Below are 14816 nucleotides of genomic sequence, written 5' to 3' on the forward strand. Positions count from 1 at the left end.
CGTTGCGCTACTACATCAGTTCAGCAGAATTGAGTGCTAAAAAACTGGCTGAAGCGGCCCGCCAGCATTGGTTCGTGGAAAGTGTGCCGCAGGCACAGAAATCAGCCGCATAGGATGGCAGCTGACGATGGCATAAGCTCATGAAGAGATGGTGGTAGGTCCACCGAAGTCTGCTGTCGGAAGCCGGCTTCAAACCACCTCAAGCGGCTCCTGTTAAGAGCACGGGTCGTGAGCGTTGAGGAAACGCCAGTCAATGAGCTGGCAGGTAGGGTGCAGAGAGATGAGTTATCCCGAACCCATGTTGACGCGTCGTAATCCAGAGACTGACATCAAAACCGGGGGCGTTTCTACCTTCCGGGAACAGTTTGCAAGCGAGCTCCGAAGGCTGTGCAAGCGGTGTCCGGCGTATAGTGGGCATGACTCTGTATCGGGCTCTTTGTGGGAACTGCGGGAACCAGTCATCATGATGCCAAGGGAGAAATGCAAGCCACTGAAATGGCAAGCATGAGAGTACCGATGCATGATACTGGGACGGAGCAACTCGTAGTAGCAAGGAAGTGCCTGTAATGGGCATGGAGCGAAGGGGTTGCGTCAAGCGGGCTTGTGTCATGGCCCAACTGTCAGTTGACAGGAGGAGGCTATGATAGAGGCCAAGCCTTTCACCATATCAAAATGGGATGTCCTGCGAGCCTACCAATTGGTAAAAGCCAATCAAGGCAGTGCAGGCGTTGACGGAGAGTCACTCAGTGACTTTGACCTCAATCTGAAAAGGAACATGTACAAGATCTGGAATCGCATGTCCTCGGGTACCTACTTTCCTCCTCCGGTTATGGCTGTGGCCATTCCTAAGAAAACGGGTGGAGAGCGTATTCTGGGGATACCAACCGTCAGCGATCGAATAGCTCAGATGGTTGTCAAGATGGCGTTCGAACCCTCAGCCGAGCGGGTGTTCCTGCCAGACTCCTATGGCTACCGGCCAGGGAAATCAGCGCTGGATGCAGTCGGTATCACGCGAAAGCGCTGCTGGCAGTTCGACTGGGTGCTGGAGTTTGACATCAAAGGGCTGTTTGACAACATTCGACATGACTTGCTGATGAAGGCCGTCGAGAAACATACGGATTCACCGTGGGTCAAGCTATATATTGAGCGCTGGCTGACGGCACCGCTGCAAGGCAAGAATGGAGAGTGGATTGCCAGAACACAGGGAACCCCACAGGGTGGGGTTATTAGTCCCGTGTTGGCGAACCTCTTTCTACACTATGTATTCGACAAATGGTTAGAGAGACACTATCCAAGCGTCAAGTGGTGCCGTTATGCGGATGACGGTCTTGTACACTGCCGATCTCGTGAAGAAGCAGAGTACATGCTCTCGGTTCTTCGGAGTCGCTTTGCGGAATGTGGTCTGGAATTGCATCCTGTCAAAACCAAAGTCATATACTGCAAAGACGGCAGCCGGAAAGGCAAACATGAACATACTCAGTTTGACTTTCTGGGGTATACATTTCGACGTCGTGTCGTCAAAAACCGGAAGCGCAACAGTCTATTCTTGAGCTTTACACCTGCTGTGAGCAAAATGTCACTGACGGGTATGAAGCGAAGAATCAGAGAGCTGCGCGTTCGACTTCGCACGGAGCTGAGTATTGCCCAGATGGCAAAATGGCTGAACCCGATCCTTAATGGATGGCTTGCGTATTACGGAGCTTTCTACCGGTCGGCGCTCTATGCCATCTTTCGGCATGTCAATAAAGCTCTGGTGCGGTGGGCGAGAAGAAAGTTCAAACCCCTAAGACGACATAAGACACAGGCATCGAAATTCATGGAAAGGATTTCGGAGCAGTGTCCCCGTTTGTTTGCCCATTGGCGGCAAGGTATGCGTGGAGCGTTTGCTTGATGGGAGCGGAATGAATCGAGAGGTTCACGTTCCGTTCTGCGAGAGGCTGCAGGGGAGGCTCCTACGGTCTACTCACCATAAGTTGCACTGGTCACTGGATGTCGCCCTACGAGAAGATGCTTGCAAAATCCATCGAGGTTATGCGGCTGAGAACCTTGCCAGGGTTCGTCACATTGCCTTGAATTACCTCAAGGGGGAGACAAGTTTTAAAGGTGGTATACGCCGAAAGCAGAAAAAAGCAGCATTGGATGAAAGCTATTTAGCGACGATATTGGCTGGTTGAAATCTTTCATGCGTTTGCCCTGGTACGTTGCCCCACACGCTCTAAGCGCTTCACGGTGAGTTCGCCATCGAGCGCAACCACAATCACCCGACCAGGCAGCGGCTCTAGGCTCCGATCTACCACCAGCAGATCACCGTGATGGATACCATCACCGATCATAGAGTCGCCCTCTGAGCGCGCAAAGAACGTGGCGGCAGGCCGTTTAACGACATAGCCATGCAGATCCATCTCCGCATCTAGGTGATCATCCGCCGGGCTAGGAAATCCTGCCCGTACGGCGCTGGTGAACATAGGCACAGGTTGCGGAGCAGGATTTAGGGCAGCACTGCCGACCCATGAGGCGGTGGTGGTCATACGTGAAATCTCCTCTAAATACTATATATGCATACAGTATATAGGGAGGTGCAGTATCGACAAGCCTTGAGCGAGGATTTACCGCTGATTGTCGGGCTCTTCTCCAAGTTCTGTTGAGGTCGGCGATGCCAACGCATCCGCATGGGCCGTGTCGGGCGTTAATCCGTCCAGCATCACCGCTTCCCAATCGCTAAGACCTACCGGCTCAAAAGGCTGGCGGTATTCGCGCACTGAGCCCTCCAACTTCTTTAACGGCGGCTCTCGCCGGCCAACGGCGTTATCGCTGACGCTATTGCGTTCCAATGGCTTATCCCCCTGATGCTTTTTTTCGACGTAATGAGATCACTCGCTACGAACCTTGATGTTCTTTACATCATGGCAGCACACGGTAGGCTGTCAACGCATGCTGTGTAGCCTGCCACCTATTACCCCAGTGGCACTATTGTTAGGGAATGTCCATGAAAGGATCTGTAAGGCGATGGCTCGCTGCTATCGCACTCTGTGTACCGTCACTGGCTCAGGCTGACATCATCATCGGAAGTTGGAATATCCAGAATTTATCGTGGCCCAAAAGCCACAGTAACCCCATGGTGCGCGTGCCACGACCGTCGGGGAAACCCGAAACCAGGTCGATCCCGCGCTTAGCCAATGAATACGATACCTTTGAGCGATGCCTTGCGTATCGAGACCAGCGCGGCAGAGAGATTTGGGGCGAACGCCGCTGGAAGGAGTTGTTGCGAGTAGAGGCACGCTCCGTCGCGCGTCATCGTGAACGGCCCGCTGGCCCGATAACGGGCGTTTACCATTACGAGCGTACCACTGGGACAACACTCTGGGTAACGGCTTGGTATGCGTTGATGCCCGGTGGTTCACGCAAAAAACGCAGCGCTCAGTTCAGTTACGGTACGTCACGCACCCGCTATGCGACCTCAGAAGAAGCCATGCAGGCGGCGATTAAGCGGCGGCAAGAGGAAGAGGCGCGCTGGTACTGTGTCGTGGGTAAGCGCAATCAACGGCGCGTGAACCAATGACGTAAGGTTCCCGCTTCAAGGAGTGTCGATGGCTTATCGTTTTCAACGTCGTATTTCGCTTGCGCCCGGCGTGCGCCTGAATATCAGCAAGCGTGGTGTGGGCCTTTCTGTCGGCCCGCGTGATGCAAGTGTCAGCATGGGGCCACGAGGTATCCATGCGCATGCCGGACTTCCTGGAACAGGACTGGCCTATCGCACCCAGCTGTCGTCATCTCGGCGCGCTTCTTCAAAGGAGCAAGCAAGTGCCCCCTCAGCCCTAGAAACGCGCATTGGGCAAGGGGAGTCGCTGGGGCTTCAGCTGTCGGTTAAGAAAGACGGCAACGTGCGCTACCTATTTGAAGATGGCACTCCACTCAGCGACCAGGACGTACGTTGGCTGCGCCGTCATGCACGTGATGCTATTCGTGCACAGCTCAAGACACTCTGCGATGAATTAAACGCGGACATCGTGCGCTTAGGTCAGCTGCACCACGATACCCCATCTCCTCACTGCCGTGGCTACACCCCACGCCACTTTGCTGAGCCGGCACCCACTCCGCCCACGCCGGTGCCTCTTCCATGGTGGAAAGCGCTCTGGCCACCGGCACGCCGTCAACACGAGTCCGATAACACACGTCGCCAGACGCGGTTTAATGATGACTATCGTACCTGGGAGCACCGCAAAGCCGATTTTGATGCCGCCGAGTTTGCCCGACAGCAGCGAGAAGAGCAGGGCGTGCTAAGACAACGTGATGACATGACACTCACGCTTCAAGAGCGCCTGGAAGAGATCGACTGGCCTCGCGAGACCGTGATCGATTTTGATTTGGGAAGTGATGACACCACGATGGCGCTGGACATTGACCTGCCCTCTGGCGATGACATGCCGGATCGAGAATGGACGATGCCCGCCAAAGCGCTCAAGCTCACCCCCAAGTCCCTGAGTGCCACCCGACAGCGCAAACTGTACCGTGACCATGTCCACGGCATTGCCTTTCGTGTGCTTGGCGCCGTGTTTGTGCGTTTGCCCTCTGTTCAAGAAGTGCGGGTATCTGGATATCGCCAAGTGGTTGATCTCACCACGGGCGGTACGCGCGATCAGTATCTTTACAGTATCAAGGTCACCCGAGCACAGTGGAACCGTATCCACTTTGATCAGCTGGCGCAGGTCGACCCGGTGGCGGCGGTAGAAGCGTTTACGCTGCGCCGCGATATGACCAAAACCGGCATCTTTCGTGATATTGAACCGTTTATGCTGGTTTAAAACGCCTCTCGCCAATACCGAATCGACGTTTCAGAGACTACCTTGATGACGGCTTGCTGAAAGGTGCGGGCTAGGTCGGGCTGGTGGCACAAGGCTAACGACCGAATCATCCGCGTGATACGTAAATGATTATGGCCACCGGCTTTCAGCCAAATGTGCGTTGGTATGACCAGGGTGGGTTGAGCGACGATGCCGTTCTCAACCCAAGTGAGGCCACAAAAATCAAGCATCACCTCAAGCGAGCGCTGTTGATGCTGACGTATAACGTCGTAGCGGCTTCAGCCATTGGCACTAACTGGGGCGTAAAGGCGTTAAAGCGGCCTAGGGAACAGCCACTGAATATAGCCGTGCGCTTGTTCCAGCTAAAAGAGCGACAGCGTCTAGACGTTCAGCTCAAAGTAATGCAATTTTTTTATGAATCTACCGCAGGAAAATACTTTGTGCCTAGTTAACCAGCATTGAAACCAAGATTAGGACAAATCAAACAAACCATTTTGTCAGATTTACGGCGGTAATCATGACCAGTCCAGACATAGGCTTTTATCCAGATGGTCATATTTTGATATTGAAATCGGATGCAGCTCTTTTCATCAATGTGCTTTCTTGATCGCTTGATGCTTCTGTCACGTTCATAGACTGTGGCAACCAGGCCAACGTTGTACTTACGTTCTAACTCTTGTTGTTGATGCTTTACAGACTTAAAGTCACTACTAGAAAATTGATAGAGTTCGTTTCTTTCAAGATCTAGCTCAGTTTTGACACCATCCCTTTGAATGGTATAGGGATGGCTATGATAGTCCCCAATAAAACTTAATTCTGGATAATATGTTTCTATAAAGCTACTTTTAGCATCGTAGCTTTCTTTTTTGTCGATGACAAAATCTTGGGATCTCTCCGCCGCTGTTGAAACATCAGCCATTACGACTCGAAAGACCTTTTTTCCTGCAGTGTCTTCACTACGGTAGCCCCATAGGTTGCCAAATGTTTCAAGATATTTTTCCGACTCACCTGAGTCATGCTTAGCATGATCAACTTTATATGCTTCTAAAGCAGCAGTCACTATAGTGAAAAAAGATTGATCTGAAAGAGAGACAATACATATCGACATGAGAGTCCTAAAGTTTAATGAGTAGTTGTGGTTGATCACAATTCAAGAGAATGTATGCTTTTTCAAAGCTATGGATTGATGGCGCACAGGCTCATTTTATTTTATTGGTTTCTTGGCGCAAGATGCTAGTGAATATGAGAGTTTCTTTCTTTCCTTTGGCTAGTTCTGATCAGTGCTGGTCGGCTCAGCTGTACTTATACAAAGAATAAATTTACTGGGTATTGCTGGGCAGCTTTATCTTAGTTTTGGCGTGAATTTAAAATCACGATAGTGATGTAAGTCATTTTGACGTTTCGCTGTAGCCAGGCATTTTTTAAGTGGCGGCGGTATAAGCGTTGACACTCCGCCGCGAGATGACCGAAATCGACATCTTTCGCGACATTGAACCGTTTAAGCTGGTTTAAAAGGCTTCTCGCCAATACTGAATCGACGGCTCAGAGACTACTCCCTGCTGGGTGCCGATCTCGATGACCGCTTGCTGAAAGGTGCGGGCTAGGTCGGGCTGGTGGCACAAGGCTAACGACCGAATCATCCGCGTGATACGTAAATGGTTATGGCCTCCCGCTTTTAGCCAAATATGGGTTTGTATTGCCAGCGTTGGTTGAGCGACGATATTGCTCCCCTCCCGAGCGAGGCCAAAAAAATCGAGCATCACCTCAAGCGAGCGCTGCTGATGCTGGCGCATAACGTCACTTCTCTCAAACGCAGCCTGTACCGTTGGCGTCAGCAAGGGAGCAAAGGCATTAAAACGGCCGGCCTCCGGGATAGGGAACAGCCACTGAATATAGTCATGGGTGTGCTCTAGCCAAAAAGGCGATAGCGCCCAAATATCCTCAAGACACCGACCTTTATGATCCAAGCCTTCGCCACCGTAAAAAGCAATCAAGCGCTGATCATTATCCATTAAGTAGCACTCATCAGGGGTTCCAACGGGGCATATAACGCCATCTCTCGGGCATGGCGCTCGGCATTGTCATCCTGATGCGCCTCAATGCCCTCCAGTGCACGAAGGTAATAGGCGGGCAGGCCATGCTCACGTGCCCCGGTAAGCACATGGTGCTTATACCAGGTATAGGGGCGCAGACCGAGTGCGGTGAGGTTGCCGATATACGCCTGCACCTCAAACTGCCGGTCACTGGCGAGATCCGTAACGGTAAGCCACGTCTCGTTATACGCCGCGCCCAGTCCCTCATAGCGATCGAGCGTCGGCTTGTGATGAGACGCCATTTCCCAAATGACCCCATAGACAGCGGACTGCGCTGAGGCAGGCACAATATCGCACTTGCCTGAGCCGTCCCCGCCGCGCTGGTGAAACGCTAGGCGGTAAGCGGGCAGAAGGGCAGTGGTCACAAAGCGTGCTGGAACGCGAGCCGCTAAGCGCTGGGTTGCCATGTTGGAACCGTAGGCAAAATAGAGCATGGAAACCCTCCTAGGTGTAGCAATGATAACGTCGTCGTATTTTTCCGCATGCGGAAAAAAAGGTGTGTCAGACCATGAGGCTAACGAGTGTTTATGAAGACGATGAGGACTCTATGGCGTAGTGCGCCAACATCTGTTCTGCGTTCGTTTTGATCGTCTCTCGCCATGCGTGAGGCGCGGTGACCTTGATATTTGGTCCCATGCCCATCAGCCACCACAGCGTCTGCTGATCATCCGGTACGTGGGCGGTCAGCCGATACCAGCCGTCAGTATCCGGCAACGCCTCTATCGATTGTGTGTCTGATAGCGGCGTTTCCTGTAGTAGCCACGCCACCGGTTTAGCAATGTCAGCTTCCAGCACCACATCGCTCGGCCCCTGCCGATACCCAAACGCACCGCCTTTGATGTACTCATCAACGTCAAAATCGTGCTGCTCTTGCCAGGGCTGTTGACTGAGTGTTGCCTGCTTCACGCGGTGAAGGGCGAACTGGCGCAGATCCTTAAACCCATCCACATGAGCTAACAGATAGGTGGCACTGTGGCGGCTCACAATGCCTTGAGGGTGGAGGGTAAACGCCTTTTCAGAGTGGCTGGTGCGTGATAGATAAATAACGTCAACGGCTTTCTGCTCAAGGAGTGCCTGCGAGATGGTCTGCCAGGTTGCCTCGTTAATCTCAGCGGGGATCAGCGCTTTGCCGTTAGGAATGGCGCGTACCTTACGTGCCCACTGGCTAAGCCCATTAGCGCTCATGTCGTCCAGCAATTTCCGTGCGTCAGTAAAGTGGGGCGAGAGCTGGCCGACCACCACCGGAGGCAGCAGCCCCTTCAAATACTCTTCCGCCAATACCAGCGTTAGCGCACTGGGTACATCAAGTGCAGGTAGCTGGCACTGAAAGTCACGATCAAAATACCATCGGTAAGGTTTCTGGCTATCGTCACAGCCAATCGGAAACTGCGTGGAGAGCTTTTGGCTTAAATCCCGCTGCAGAGAACGTGTATCGATATTAAACCCGCGCTCTGCAAGCTTCTCTTTCAACACGGGCGTCGCGATACGCCCTGGAAAGCGAGGAATCAGCTGCAACATGGTTAAGTAACGGAAAAGCGTATCGCGGGGTTCGGACATAGTGACGCCAACCTTGGCTGAACTCATGAAAGCGTTGAGTTTAACGCGCCTCACAAAACTTAGCGACCCGCGCCGGTAAAGCGCCGGGCTCTTTAGCGACTAGGTGAGCACGCTGTCGCCACAGCGTCACGGTACTTGGGTCTATGTGAGTCGTGGGTAATGTATGCCAGAGGGCGGCGGGGTGGATATCGATGGACGCTTCTACCGCAATATTGGGGTGCCCTTCCAGCCAGCGATAAACGCTCATCGCGCTGCGCCCCACGCATACTGGAAAGAGCAGGGCATCAGCAGGGAAAGGAATCCCGAGTGTCAACAGCAGTGCATTCACTTCATGGTCACACGCCAGGTGCCAACGTTGATAGTTGGCCACCAGCGGTGCGGTCAGATGGCCTGCCACACAGTGCCAAATGAGGTGCGCTTGTAAGAACTGACGGGACCTATCAGATAATGTGGCACTGTAATCTGGGCAAATATAAAGCTGCTTGCCATCCGTGCCCGCACTGTGAAAATGTGAGTCAGTGACGGAGGTAAGGGTGAGAAACTGGCTTAAAAAGCCCATGACGGGCATTTCGTGTTTCCATTGCTCACGATCATCTAGCCACTTGGCGATTTCCTGTTGGGTAGTGTCTTGAGTCGTTACACATTCGTTCGTGGTCATTGTAGCGTCCACCGTCCCTGATAAGAGAGGATGAGGATATGACGTGGTTGCGACATTTGGTGTCGTATAGCTCAGATATACATTCTAGTGCTAGACCTACAACCTTTGACTTTGTTTGCTAGTTCGACATGCATGCGGCTCAGGGTTTGGATAGTGGGCCCAGCAGAAATTTAACCTACGACCAAGGGATTGTCAGACCGATGAAATAGAGAAATGTAATATGCACAGTGAATGAGGAAATACTTTTTTGCGACATATAATGTCGCAAGTGCGGCACATACTGGTTGGCAATCACAGCGCATTGGAGTGCCTTCTATGTATGCAACCCCCGCTCAAGCACAGCAACTGCTACGCCATCAGGTAGACCAACTCGCTAGCGACCCAATGCTGGCAGAGCAACTGCCACCGCTGATGCTTTGGGGGCCGCCAGGCGTAGGGAAAAGCTCGGTGGTGCGTCAAGTGGCTGAGCAGCAGGGCATAGGTTTTATTGATATTCGCCTAGCTCAGCGTGAACCTATCGACCTGCGTGGCCTGCCGGTGCCTGATCATGAGCGCGGTGTGGTGGACTGGCTGTTGGCCGGTGAGTGGCCACGAGACCTTAATAGTCGTGGCATTTTGCTGTTCGATGAACTCACCGCCGCAGACCGCAGCCTGCAGGTCGCTGCGTACGAACTGATCTTAGATCGACGCTTAGGGGATCTTTACCGCCTGCCGCCGGGCTGGCTGGTGGTGGGAGCTGGAAATCGCAGCGAAGACCGCGCCGTCGCGCAAACATTCTCTAGTGCCCTAGCGAACCGCTTTTGTCATATCAGCCTAACACCTGACCTAGACACCTGGACGCGCTGGGCGGCCGGAGAGGGGCTGCATCCCGACGTGACCGCATTTTTACGCTTTCGGCCAGAATGCTTCTTCGACATGGAGGGCAATGTTGAGCAGGGCTGGCCAAGCCCGCGTAGCTGGACGCGCGTGGCGCAGTCGCTTTACCACAGTCAGAAGCTGCCTGCGGCTACCCAAGCGCTGATGGTTCATGGTCTCGTCGGGCAGGGCGCGGCAACCGAGTTTTTGGCGTTCCGTGATTGGGCGCTCAAGTTGCCAGACATCCCTGCCATGCTGAATGGAAAAGCGCCCATCGAAATTCCAACGCGCGCTGATCAGCGCTACGCTTTTTGCGCGGGGCTTGCCCACACGTTATGGCAACACGTTGCTGATGACGCACTTTATGATGCTAAAACACAGCGGCGTATCGCGCGCTTTTTTCAGATCAGCCAGGCGCTCAGTGCCGACTTTGCCACGCTAGCGCTGATGGATGCGATGCAAGGTGCCAATGACGTCCAACAGCAATCGCGTACTTTAGCGTTAATGAGCCACCCCGCCTTTGATGCGTGGAGCGAGCAGCATGGGAGTGTGTTTCAAACACACCTGGCCAATCATATGAATGCTGCGTGGGCGGCTGAGTCGGTGTCATGAGTTGCCAGCGCGGCCCTAGCGCTGCCGAACAAACGCTCAAGCGCCACATCCAACGCCAGTGCGAAGCAGACCGTGCGGTTTTAATGTCGGCACAACCTTTTACCGCTCGGTTACTGATGCAGCTGTCAGTTGTGAGCGTTGTCGATGACCGCCTGCCGACGGCAGGCACGGATGGCGAAACGATCTTCGTCAATGCCCAGTTTATGGCTCAGCGCAGTGATGCAGATCGCCGTTTTATTCTGGCGCATGAGGTGTGGCACTGCGCCTTGGGCCATCATGCTCGGCAGTTCGGACGTGACCCTAACGACTGGAACCGCGCCTGTGACTACGAAATCAACGGCATTTTGCGCGAAGAGCTACGCCACTGCCCAGACGATGCGCTCTATCACCGCCGCTATTTAGGCTGCTCGGCTGAGCAAATCTACGCTGACCTTCGCCAGCATCCCCACCGACGAGAGCGTGGGCGCGTACTGGATGAACATACGCTCCATGTTGCCGTGACGGCAGTGGGGGACGTGATCGATCCAGATTTCACACCCAAATCTGTCACGCCAGAAAGCGCCCGAGTCTGGCAGCAGCGTTTAGTCGCCACTGCTCAGCAGCATCAGCGTCAGCAAGGTCATTTGCCAGGGCATCTGAACACGCTCATCGAGCGCTTGCGGAAACCTCAAGTGCCGTGGCAGCAGGTGCTGGCGAGCCATATTCAACGGACGTTAACCGGCAACCGGCAGTGGCTACCGCCATCGCGTCGCCATCTGCATCGTGGCCTGTACCTACCCAGCCAGCGAAGCCAAACGCTCTCGCTTGCCGTCGCCATTGACACCAGCGGCAGTTGCCAACGGGCGTTACCACACTTTTTAAGCGAGCTTGCCGGTATTTTAGCGGCCTGCGATCGGGTGGCGGTGGACGTCATTGAGTTCGATAGCCAGATTACCCAGCGCAGTATGCTGCACGAAGGTCAGCTCCATGAGCTCGCGCGCTGGCAGTGCCAAGGCGGTGGCGGAAGTGATATCCGCCCCGTATTTGAGTCGCTGGCGACCACACCACCTAACGCACTGGTGGCGTTAACGGATGGAATGATCAGCGCACCCCAGCGGTCACCCGGCTACCCGGTGATATGGTGTCTCACTGCGAACCACCGGCTCCCTGTGCCCTGGGGTGAGGCGCTATCCATGGATGGGGGGCCTATAGCGGACCGCGTCACTACCGATAGACATGCCAGGTCTCAAAGCGACGGTCACACTGAGCCTGATGAGCTGGACGCTATCTTTGGAAGGTTAGCGAACCGCAGCACCTAGGAAGAATATCGATCTACCCGTGACGATTAAAAGGTGTGTTTGTTGGATAACGTTTTTATGGAAGTTGAGCAATTAAGCCACACTTTTATGCGCATAAAAATATGGTTGTTCATCTGGATTAGTATTGTGCGGCTGCAGGCTGCTACAGGCTTCCTTGCGGATCCTCCACCATGTGGACAGTGTGGTGCGGAGTCGACCGATAGTTTCTACCACGTTGAGCGGATCATTGCCACGGCCTAGCGACAGCGCAAGTGCAAAACCCAGCTCTCTCAGAATTGGAGGTAACAGAAGGCTCGCATTGCCCGGCTGCACTAGACAGCTACCCATGTCCGCCGCGACACCCTACACAACTCTCTACGTCGATCAGCCAAAAACACGCTATTGCCGCTCCCAAGGATGTGCGGGCAAGCAACATAATAGCCTCAGCTATTGCTACTAATTATTGATCAGTCGAGAACTTAAACGCCTTTGAAAGCAGAGATAGCTGGTTGACCATTCTCGGCGCTGTCGCATCCGAAAACATGTCCTTCGGGTCGATAGTTACAAATCCCCAAAACTGTAAAAAGCGACCTACAAAACGAGACTCGATCAATAAGCGCAGCAAGCGCGTGGGCGAGGAGTGTGTATCGGTGGGCAGTTCGTCAACAAAACGGGGGAAAGCCACGGCCACCTCGTTAGTCAATTGATCTACAGAACCGTGACGTTGTAACCGCCACAACATAAATAGCCAAAACGGCCGAAGGTCAGCCTCTTCTGGCCAGCTATCCAGATAACCCCAGTTATATTTTGTGACCGCCGCTTCGAGCATCGGTAGAAAAAAACCGTGAAGGCCATGTGTTTGATACTGTTTTTGCGCGGTTTTCTTTACATGAAACTTACCACTACGGCGGTAAATGATGCCTGCCGCTTCCGCAAGAATGCGCGTGTAGTGCAAGGCATTAAACGCTTCTTCGTTATGGCCCGCAAACTCACTGATGCTGATATGAGTGTGGTGCTGAGACACTGCGAACGCTGGGAGTAGGGCACTAGCCTGTTTGACTAACGTGGTGGGCAGGTTGCCCTTCGGTGTTGCTTTAAAGGCGCCACCTTGCTGCATGGCAGCCTCTACAATGAGCGATAAGTAACGCATCACCGGGCTGGTGGATAAATCATCTGGTGGGTGGATGGTGACTCCTGAAAACTCACCAAAAGGTGCATATAGCCAGCTATACACTTGCTCGGGTGATAGGCCGCAAAATTCTGCCATTGGGCGATGGTTTTGCTTATCTAAGCTGTGTTGTATAACGAAACGTAGATCATCGGAGCTGAAATATGGGTTCATAGTATGGCGTTCTGGTTCATGGGCAGCTGAATTATCAGGATCGTCATGGCTTACCTCAATACATTAGACACGATGAAAAGAAAAATCAGTATGCCGACGCCGCTCATAATAAAGGCAAATAGCTTTCCGTCATCGTGTTCTTTATTCGAGATGGGCGTGCTTAGAGCCGATTTTACAGCAGCATCTAGTCTGATTTTTGAAGCGTCAGCCACGGCTTTGTCAGTGACAGCCTCCTTGCGTCGGATAATTGCAGGAACGCCGGAAAATATATGGTACGTGTAGCGATGATTGGGATTAAGTTTGCTCCATCCTGTTTTGCGTTCCATCGCTGTCTGAATTAATCCATTAAAACCAGCAATTTTTGCTTTAGTGGCTAAGCCTTCTCTGACTTCTACAGGGCTTTTGGCGGCATAAGAAATACGCTTGCCTTGGGCAATGACCTCGTGATGGCGACCACACTGAGTGCTATTTGAGGTAATAAACTCCTCTGGTGTGTGGTACACCCAGCAAGAGGGAGCTTTGTCGTTCACTTCAATCTGACGCGCTGCCATACCTTTGGGTGTGGGTACTGGGTCAAAGCTGACCGACAAGCCTTTCTTTGGTGACGTGTTCGGCTGTTTTAAATGATTTCGGTGAAAGAAGTAGCTGTCACCATCCTCGCCGGTAATAAAGCCATATTTCTTTTGTGCGCTGTAAGCAATGATGACACCTTGCACGACAAGTCCCTTACATCATGTTGTTATCCGTGGATATGCGGTGTGTTTTTAACGCCGCGATATACCCTAAGGTTGCTCATCATAACTAAAAAGAGTCTGAGCAGGGAGGTTGTAATGTAAGTTCATAATCTTCCGATAAGCTTGCTCTCTCTTAGGCTGCTGCCCTAAGGTTAGTGTGCCTTAAAGGTATCGCCTGAACCTATAAAGAGATTATTTATGGAAAAAGTCACCTATATAGAAGAGTACGTCGTACCTCAGCTCTTCACGACAGCGTTTGAAGCCTACGAATTTGAGCATCGAGGCCGTGAACGTTCAAAAGGGTATGCGAAGCTGGAAACGTTCGGCCTTCTCTGGGGATACTCCATTCCGGCAAAGGGTGATTTACCTGCACGTATCGTCGCCACAATGTCGACAGTTGAAACGTCAGCAACTCGCCACGAAGATTGGGTTCAGCCAAATTTTGACTCTATCATTGCCAAAAAACAGTTTTTTGAGCGCTACTGGCAAAATATTGAACTGGTGGGCACCTTTCATTCTCATCCGTATGAAAACCTTGATGACGTCAAACGTAATAGAGGCTGGCAAGGCTCACCAGAAGATCAAGAGTTTTGGCCTTACTTCCATCAGCTAGTGGCTCCCGAACAAGCGCTGATGACTCACCTGGTCATTACGATTGCCAAGATGTCAAAACGGGGCTGGGCGATGCCTGACCGGCTAAAGGGTAGTGATCATAACAAGGGATATGTGCTAAGCGCAGACGAACGTAAATTTTGGCTACGGGCTTATGCGACTAACCAGGTGTCGGAAGATGAATACGAGTTTTCTGATGACATGGGGCTGCAGGTGCCTGCTCTTCATGATTTCATGAAGTGGTCATCTCGTTAAGCTGAATTGTTCTAATCGA

17 protein-coding genes are annotated in these 14816 nt (G+C 52.7%); 7 read left to right on the forward strand and 10 right to left on the reverse strand.

Annotated features, from left to right (window positions below; translation table 11 throughout):
* Window positions 1-640 precede the first annotated feature (640 nt).
* Window positions 641-1891 (forward strand): group II intron reverse transcriptase/maturase, encoded by a 1251-nt coding sequence (gene ltrA, locus INT21_RS12235; RefSeq protein WP_193085270.1) that lies wholly within the window; start codon window positions 641-643, stop codon window positions 1889-1891.
* Between the two features lie 289 nt (window positions 1892-2180).
* Here ltrA and INT21_RS12240 read toward each other — a convergent pair whose 3' ends face one another.
* Together INT21_RS12240 and INT21_RS12245 are read right to left on the reverse strand one after the other, a co-directional pair.
* Window positions 2181-2528 (reverse strand): LexA family protein, encoded by a 348-nt coding sequence (locus INT21_RS12240; protein WP_193085271.1) that lies wholly within the window; start codon window positions 2526-2528, stop codon window positions 2181-2183.
* A gap of 78 nt (window positions 2529-2606) precedes the next feature.
* Complete coding sequence (locus INT21_RS12245; RefSeq protein WP_193085272.1) at window positions 2607-2831, reverse strand: hypothetical protein; 225 nt, start codon at window positions 2829-2831, stop codon at window positions 2607-2609.
* A gap of 155 nt (window positions 2832-2986) precedes the next feature.
* On the opposite strand from INT21_RS12245, the gene INT21_RS12250 reads away from it, so the two are divergent.
* Both INT21_RS12250 and INT21_RS12255 read left to right on the forward strand, forming a co-directional pair.
* Window positions 2987-3559 (forward strand): hypothetical protein, encoded by a 573-nt coding sequence (locus INT21_RS12250; RefSeq protein ID WP_226930646.1) that lies wholly within the window; start codon window positions 2987-2989, stop codon window positions 3557-3559.
* Between the two features lie 28 nt (window positions 3560-3587).
* Window positions 3588-4802 carry a DUF4236 domain-containing protein gene (locus tag INT21_RS12255; RefSeq protein ID WP_193085273.1) on the forward strand — a complete coding sequence of 405 codons (1215 nt, stop codon included), beginning with the start codon at window positions 3588-3590 and terminating at the stop codon, window positions 4800-4802.
* Here INT21_RS12255 and INT21_RS20405 read toward each other — a convergent pair.
* A complete protein-coding gene (locus tag INT21_RS20405; protein ID WP_226930647.1) occupies window positions 4799-5032 on the reverse strand; it encodes a hypothetical protein in 234 nt (77 codons plus the stop codon). The two genes, INT21_RS12255 and INT21_RS20405, sit on opposite strands and share 4 nt — an antisense overlap.
* On the opposite strand from INT21_RS20405, the gene INT21_RS12260 reads away from it, so the two are divergent.
* Entirely contained in the window at window positions 4928-5254 is a 327-nt protein-coding gene (locus INT21_RS12260) for a hypothetical protein (RefSeq protein WP_193085274.1), read from the forward strand. The genes INT21_RS20405 and INT21_RS12260 overlap by 105 nt on opposite strands.
* Here INT21_RS12260 and INT21_RS12265 read toward each other — a convergent pair.
* The 5 genes from INT21_RS12265 to INT21_RS12285 form a co-directional block, all read right to left on the reverse strand.
* The gene (locus INT21_RS12265; protein ID WP_193085275.1) at window positions 5251-5910 is read right to left on the reverse strand and encodes a hypothetical protein; all 660 of its coding nucleotides are present in this window, start codon (window positions 5908-5910) and stop codon (window positions 5251-5253) included. The two genes, INT21_RS12260 and INT21_RS12265, sit on opposite strands and share 4 nt — an antisense overlap.
* Window positions 5911-6310: 400 nt before the next feature.
* Window positions 6311-6814 (reverse strand): opioid growth factor receptor-related protein, encoded by a 504-nt coding sequence (locus INT21_RS12270; protein ID WP_193085276.1) that lies wholly within the window; start codon window positions 6812-6814, stop codon window positions 6311-6313.
* Complete coding sequence (locus INT21_RS12275; RefSeq protein WP_193085277.1) at window positions 6814-7329, reverse strand: gamma-glutamylcyclotransferase family protein; 516 nt, start codon at window positions 7327-7329, stop codon at window positions 6814-6816. Before INT21_RS12275 ends, INT21_RS12270 begins: the two co-directional genes overlap by 1 nt.
* Before the next feature lie 91 nt (window positions 7330-7420).
* On the reverse strand, window positions 7421-8452 hold the full coding sequence (locus tag INT21_RS12280; protein ID WP_193085278.1) for a helix-turn-helix transcriptional regulator: 1032 nt from the start codon (window positions 8450-8452) through the stop codon (window positions 7421-7423).
* A 40-nt stretch (window positions 8453-8492) separates the two neighbouring features.
* On the reverse strand, window positions 8493-9110 hold the full coding sequence (locus tag INT21_RS12285; RefSeq protein WP_193085279.1) for a DUF2201 family putative metallopeptidase: 618 nt from the start codon (window positions 9108-9110) through the stop codon (window positions 8493-8495).
* A gap of 315 nt (window positions 9111-9425) precedes the next feature.
* On the opposite strand from INT21_RS12285, the gene INT21_RS12290 reads away from it, so the two are divergent.
* Window positions 9426-10577, forward strand: a complete 1152-nt coding sequence (locus tag INT21_RS12290) for an ATP-binding protein (protein ID WP_193085280.1) — start codon at window positions 9426-9428, stop codon at window positions 10575-10577.
* On the forward strand, window positions 10574-11875 hold the full coding sequence (locus INT21_RS12295) for a vWA domain-containing protein (RefSeq protein WP_193085281.1): 1302 nt from the start codon (window positions 10574-10576) through the stop codon (window positions 11873-11875). The genes INT21_RS12290 and INT21_RS12295 overlap by 4 nt, the downstream gene beginning before the upstream one ends.
* A gap of 439 nt (window positions 11876-12314) precedes the next feature.
* On the opposite strand, the gene INT21_RS12300 is transcribed toward INT21_RS12295, so the two are convergent.
* Complete coding sequence (locus tag INT21_RS12300; protein WP_205739090.1) at window positions 12315-13121, reverse strand: hypothetical protein; 807 nt, start codon at window positions 13119-13121, stop codon at window positions 12315-12317.
* Between the two features lie 125 nt (window positions 13122-13246).
* Window positions 13247-13912: a cold-shock protein gene (locus INT21_RS12305; RefSeq protein WP_193085282.1), complete on the reverse strand. Its 666-nt coding sequence runs from the start codon at window positions 13910-13912 to the stop codon at window positions 13247-13249.
* A gap of 216 nt (window positions 13913-14128) precedes the next feature.
* On the opposite strand from INT21_RS12305, the gene INT21_RS12310 reads away from it, so the two are divergent.
* Window positions 14129-14797, forward strand: a complete 669-nt coding sequence (locus INT21_RS12310; protein WP_193085283.1) for a hypothetical protein — start codon at window positions 14129-14131, stop codon at window positions 14795-14797.
* Window positions 14798-14816 lie beyond the last annotated feature (19 nt).

It is taken from the genome of Halomonas sp. 3F2F (assembly GCF_014897805.1).
Taxonomy (GTDB): Bacteria; Pseudomonadota; Gammaproteobacteria; order Pseudomonadales; family Halomonadaceae; genus Vreelandella.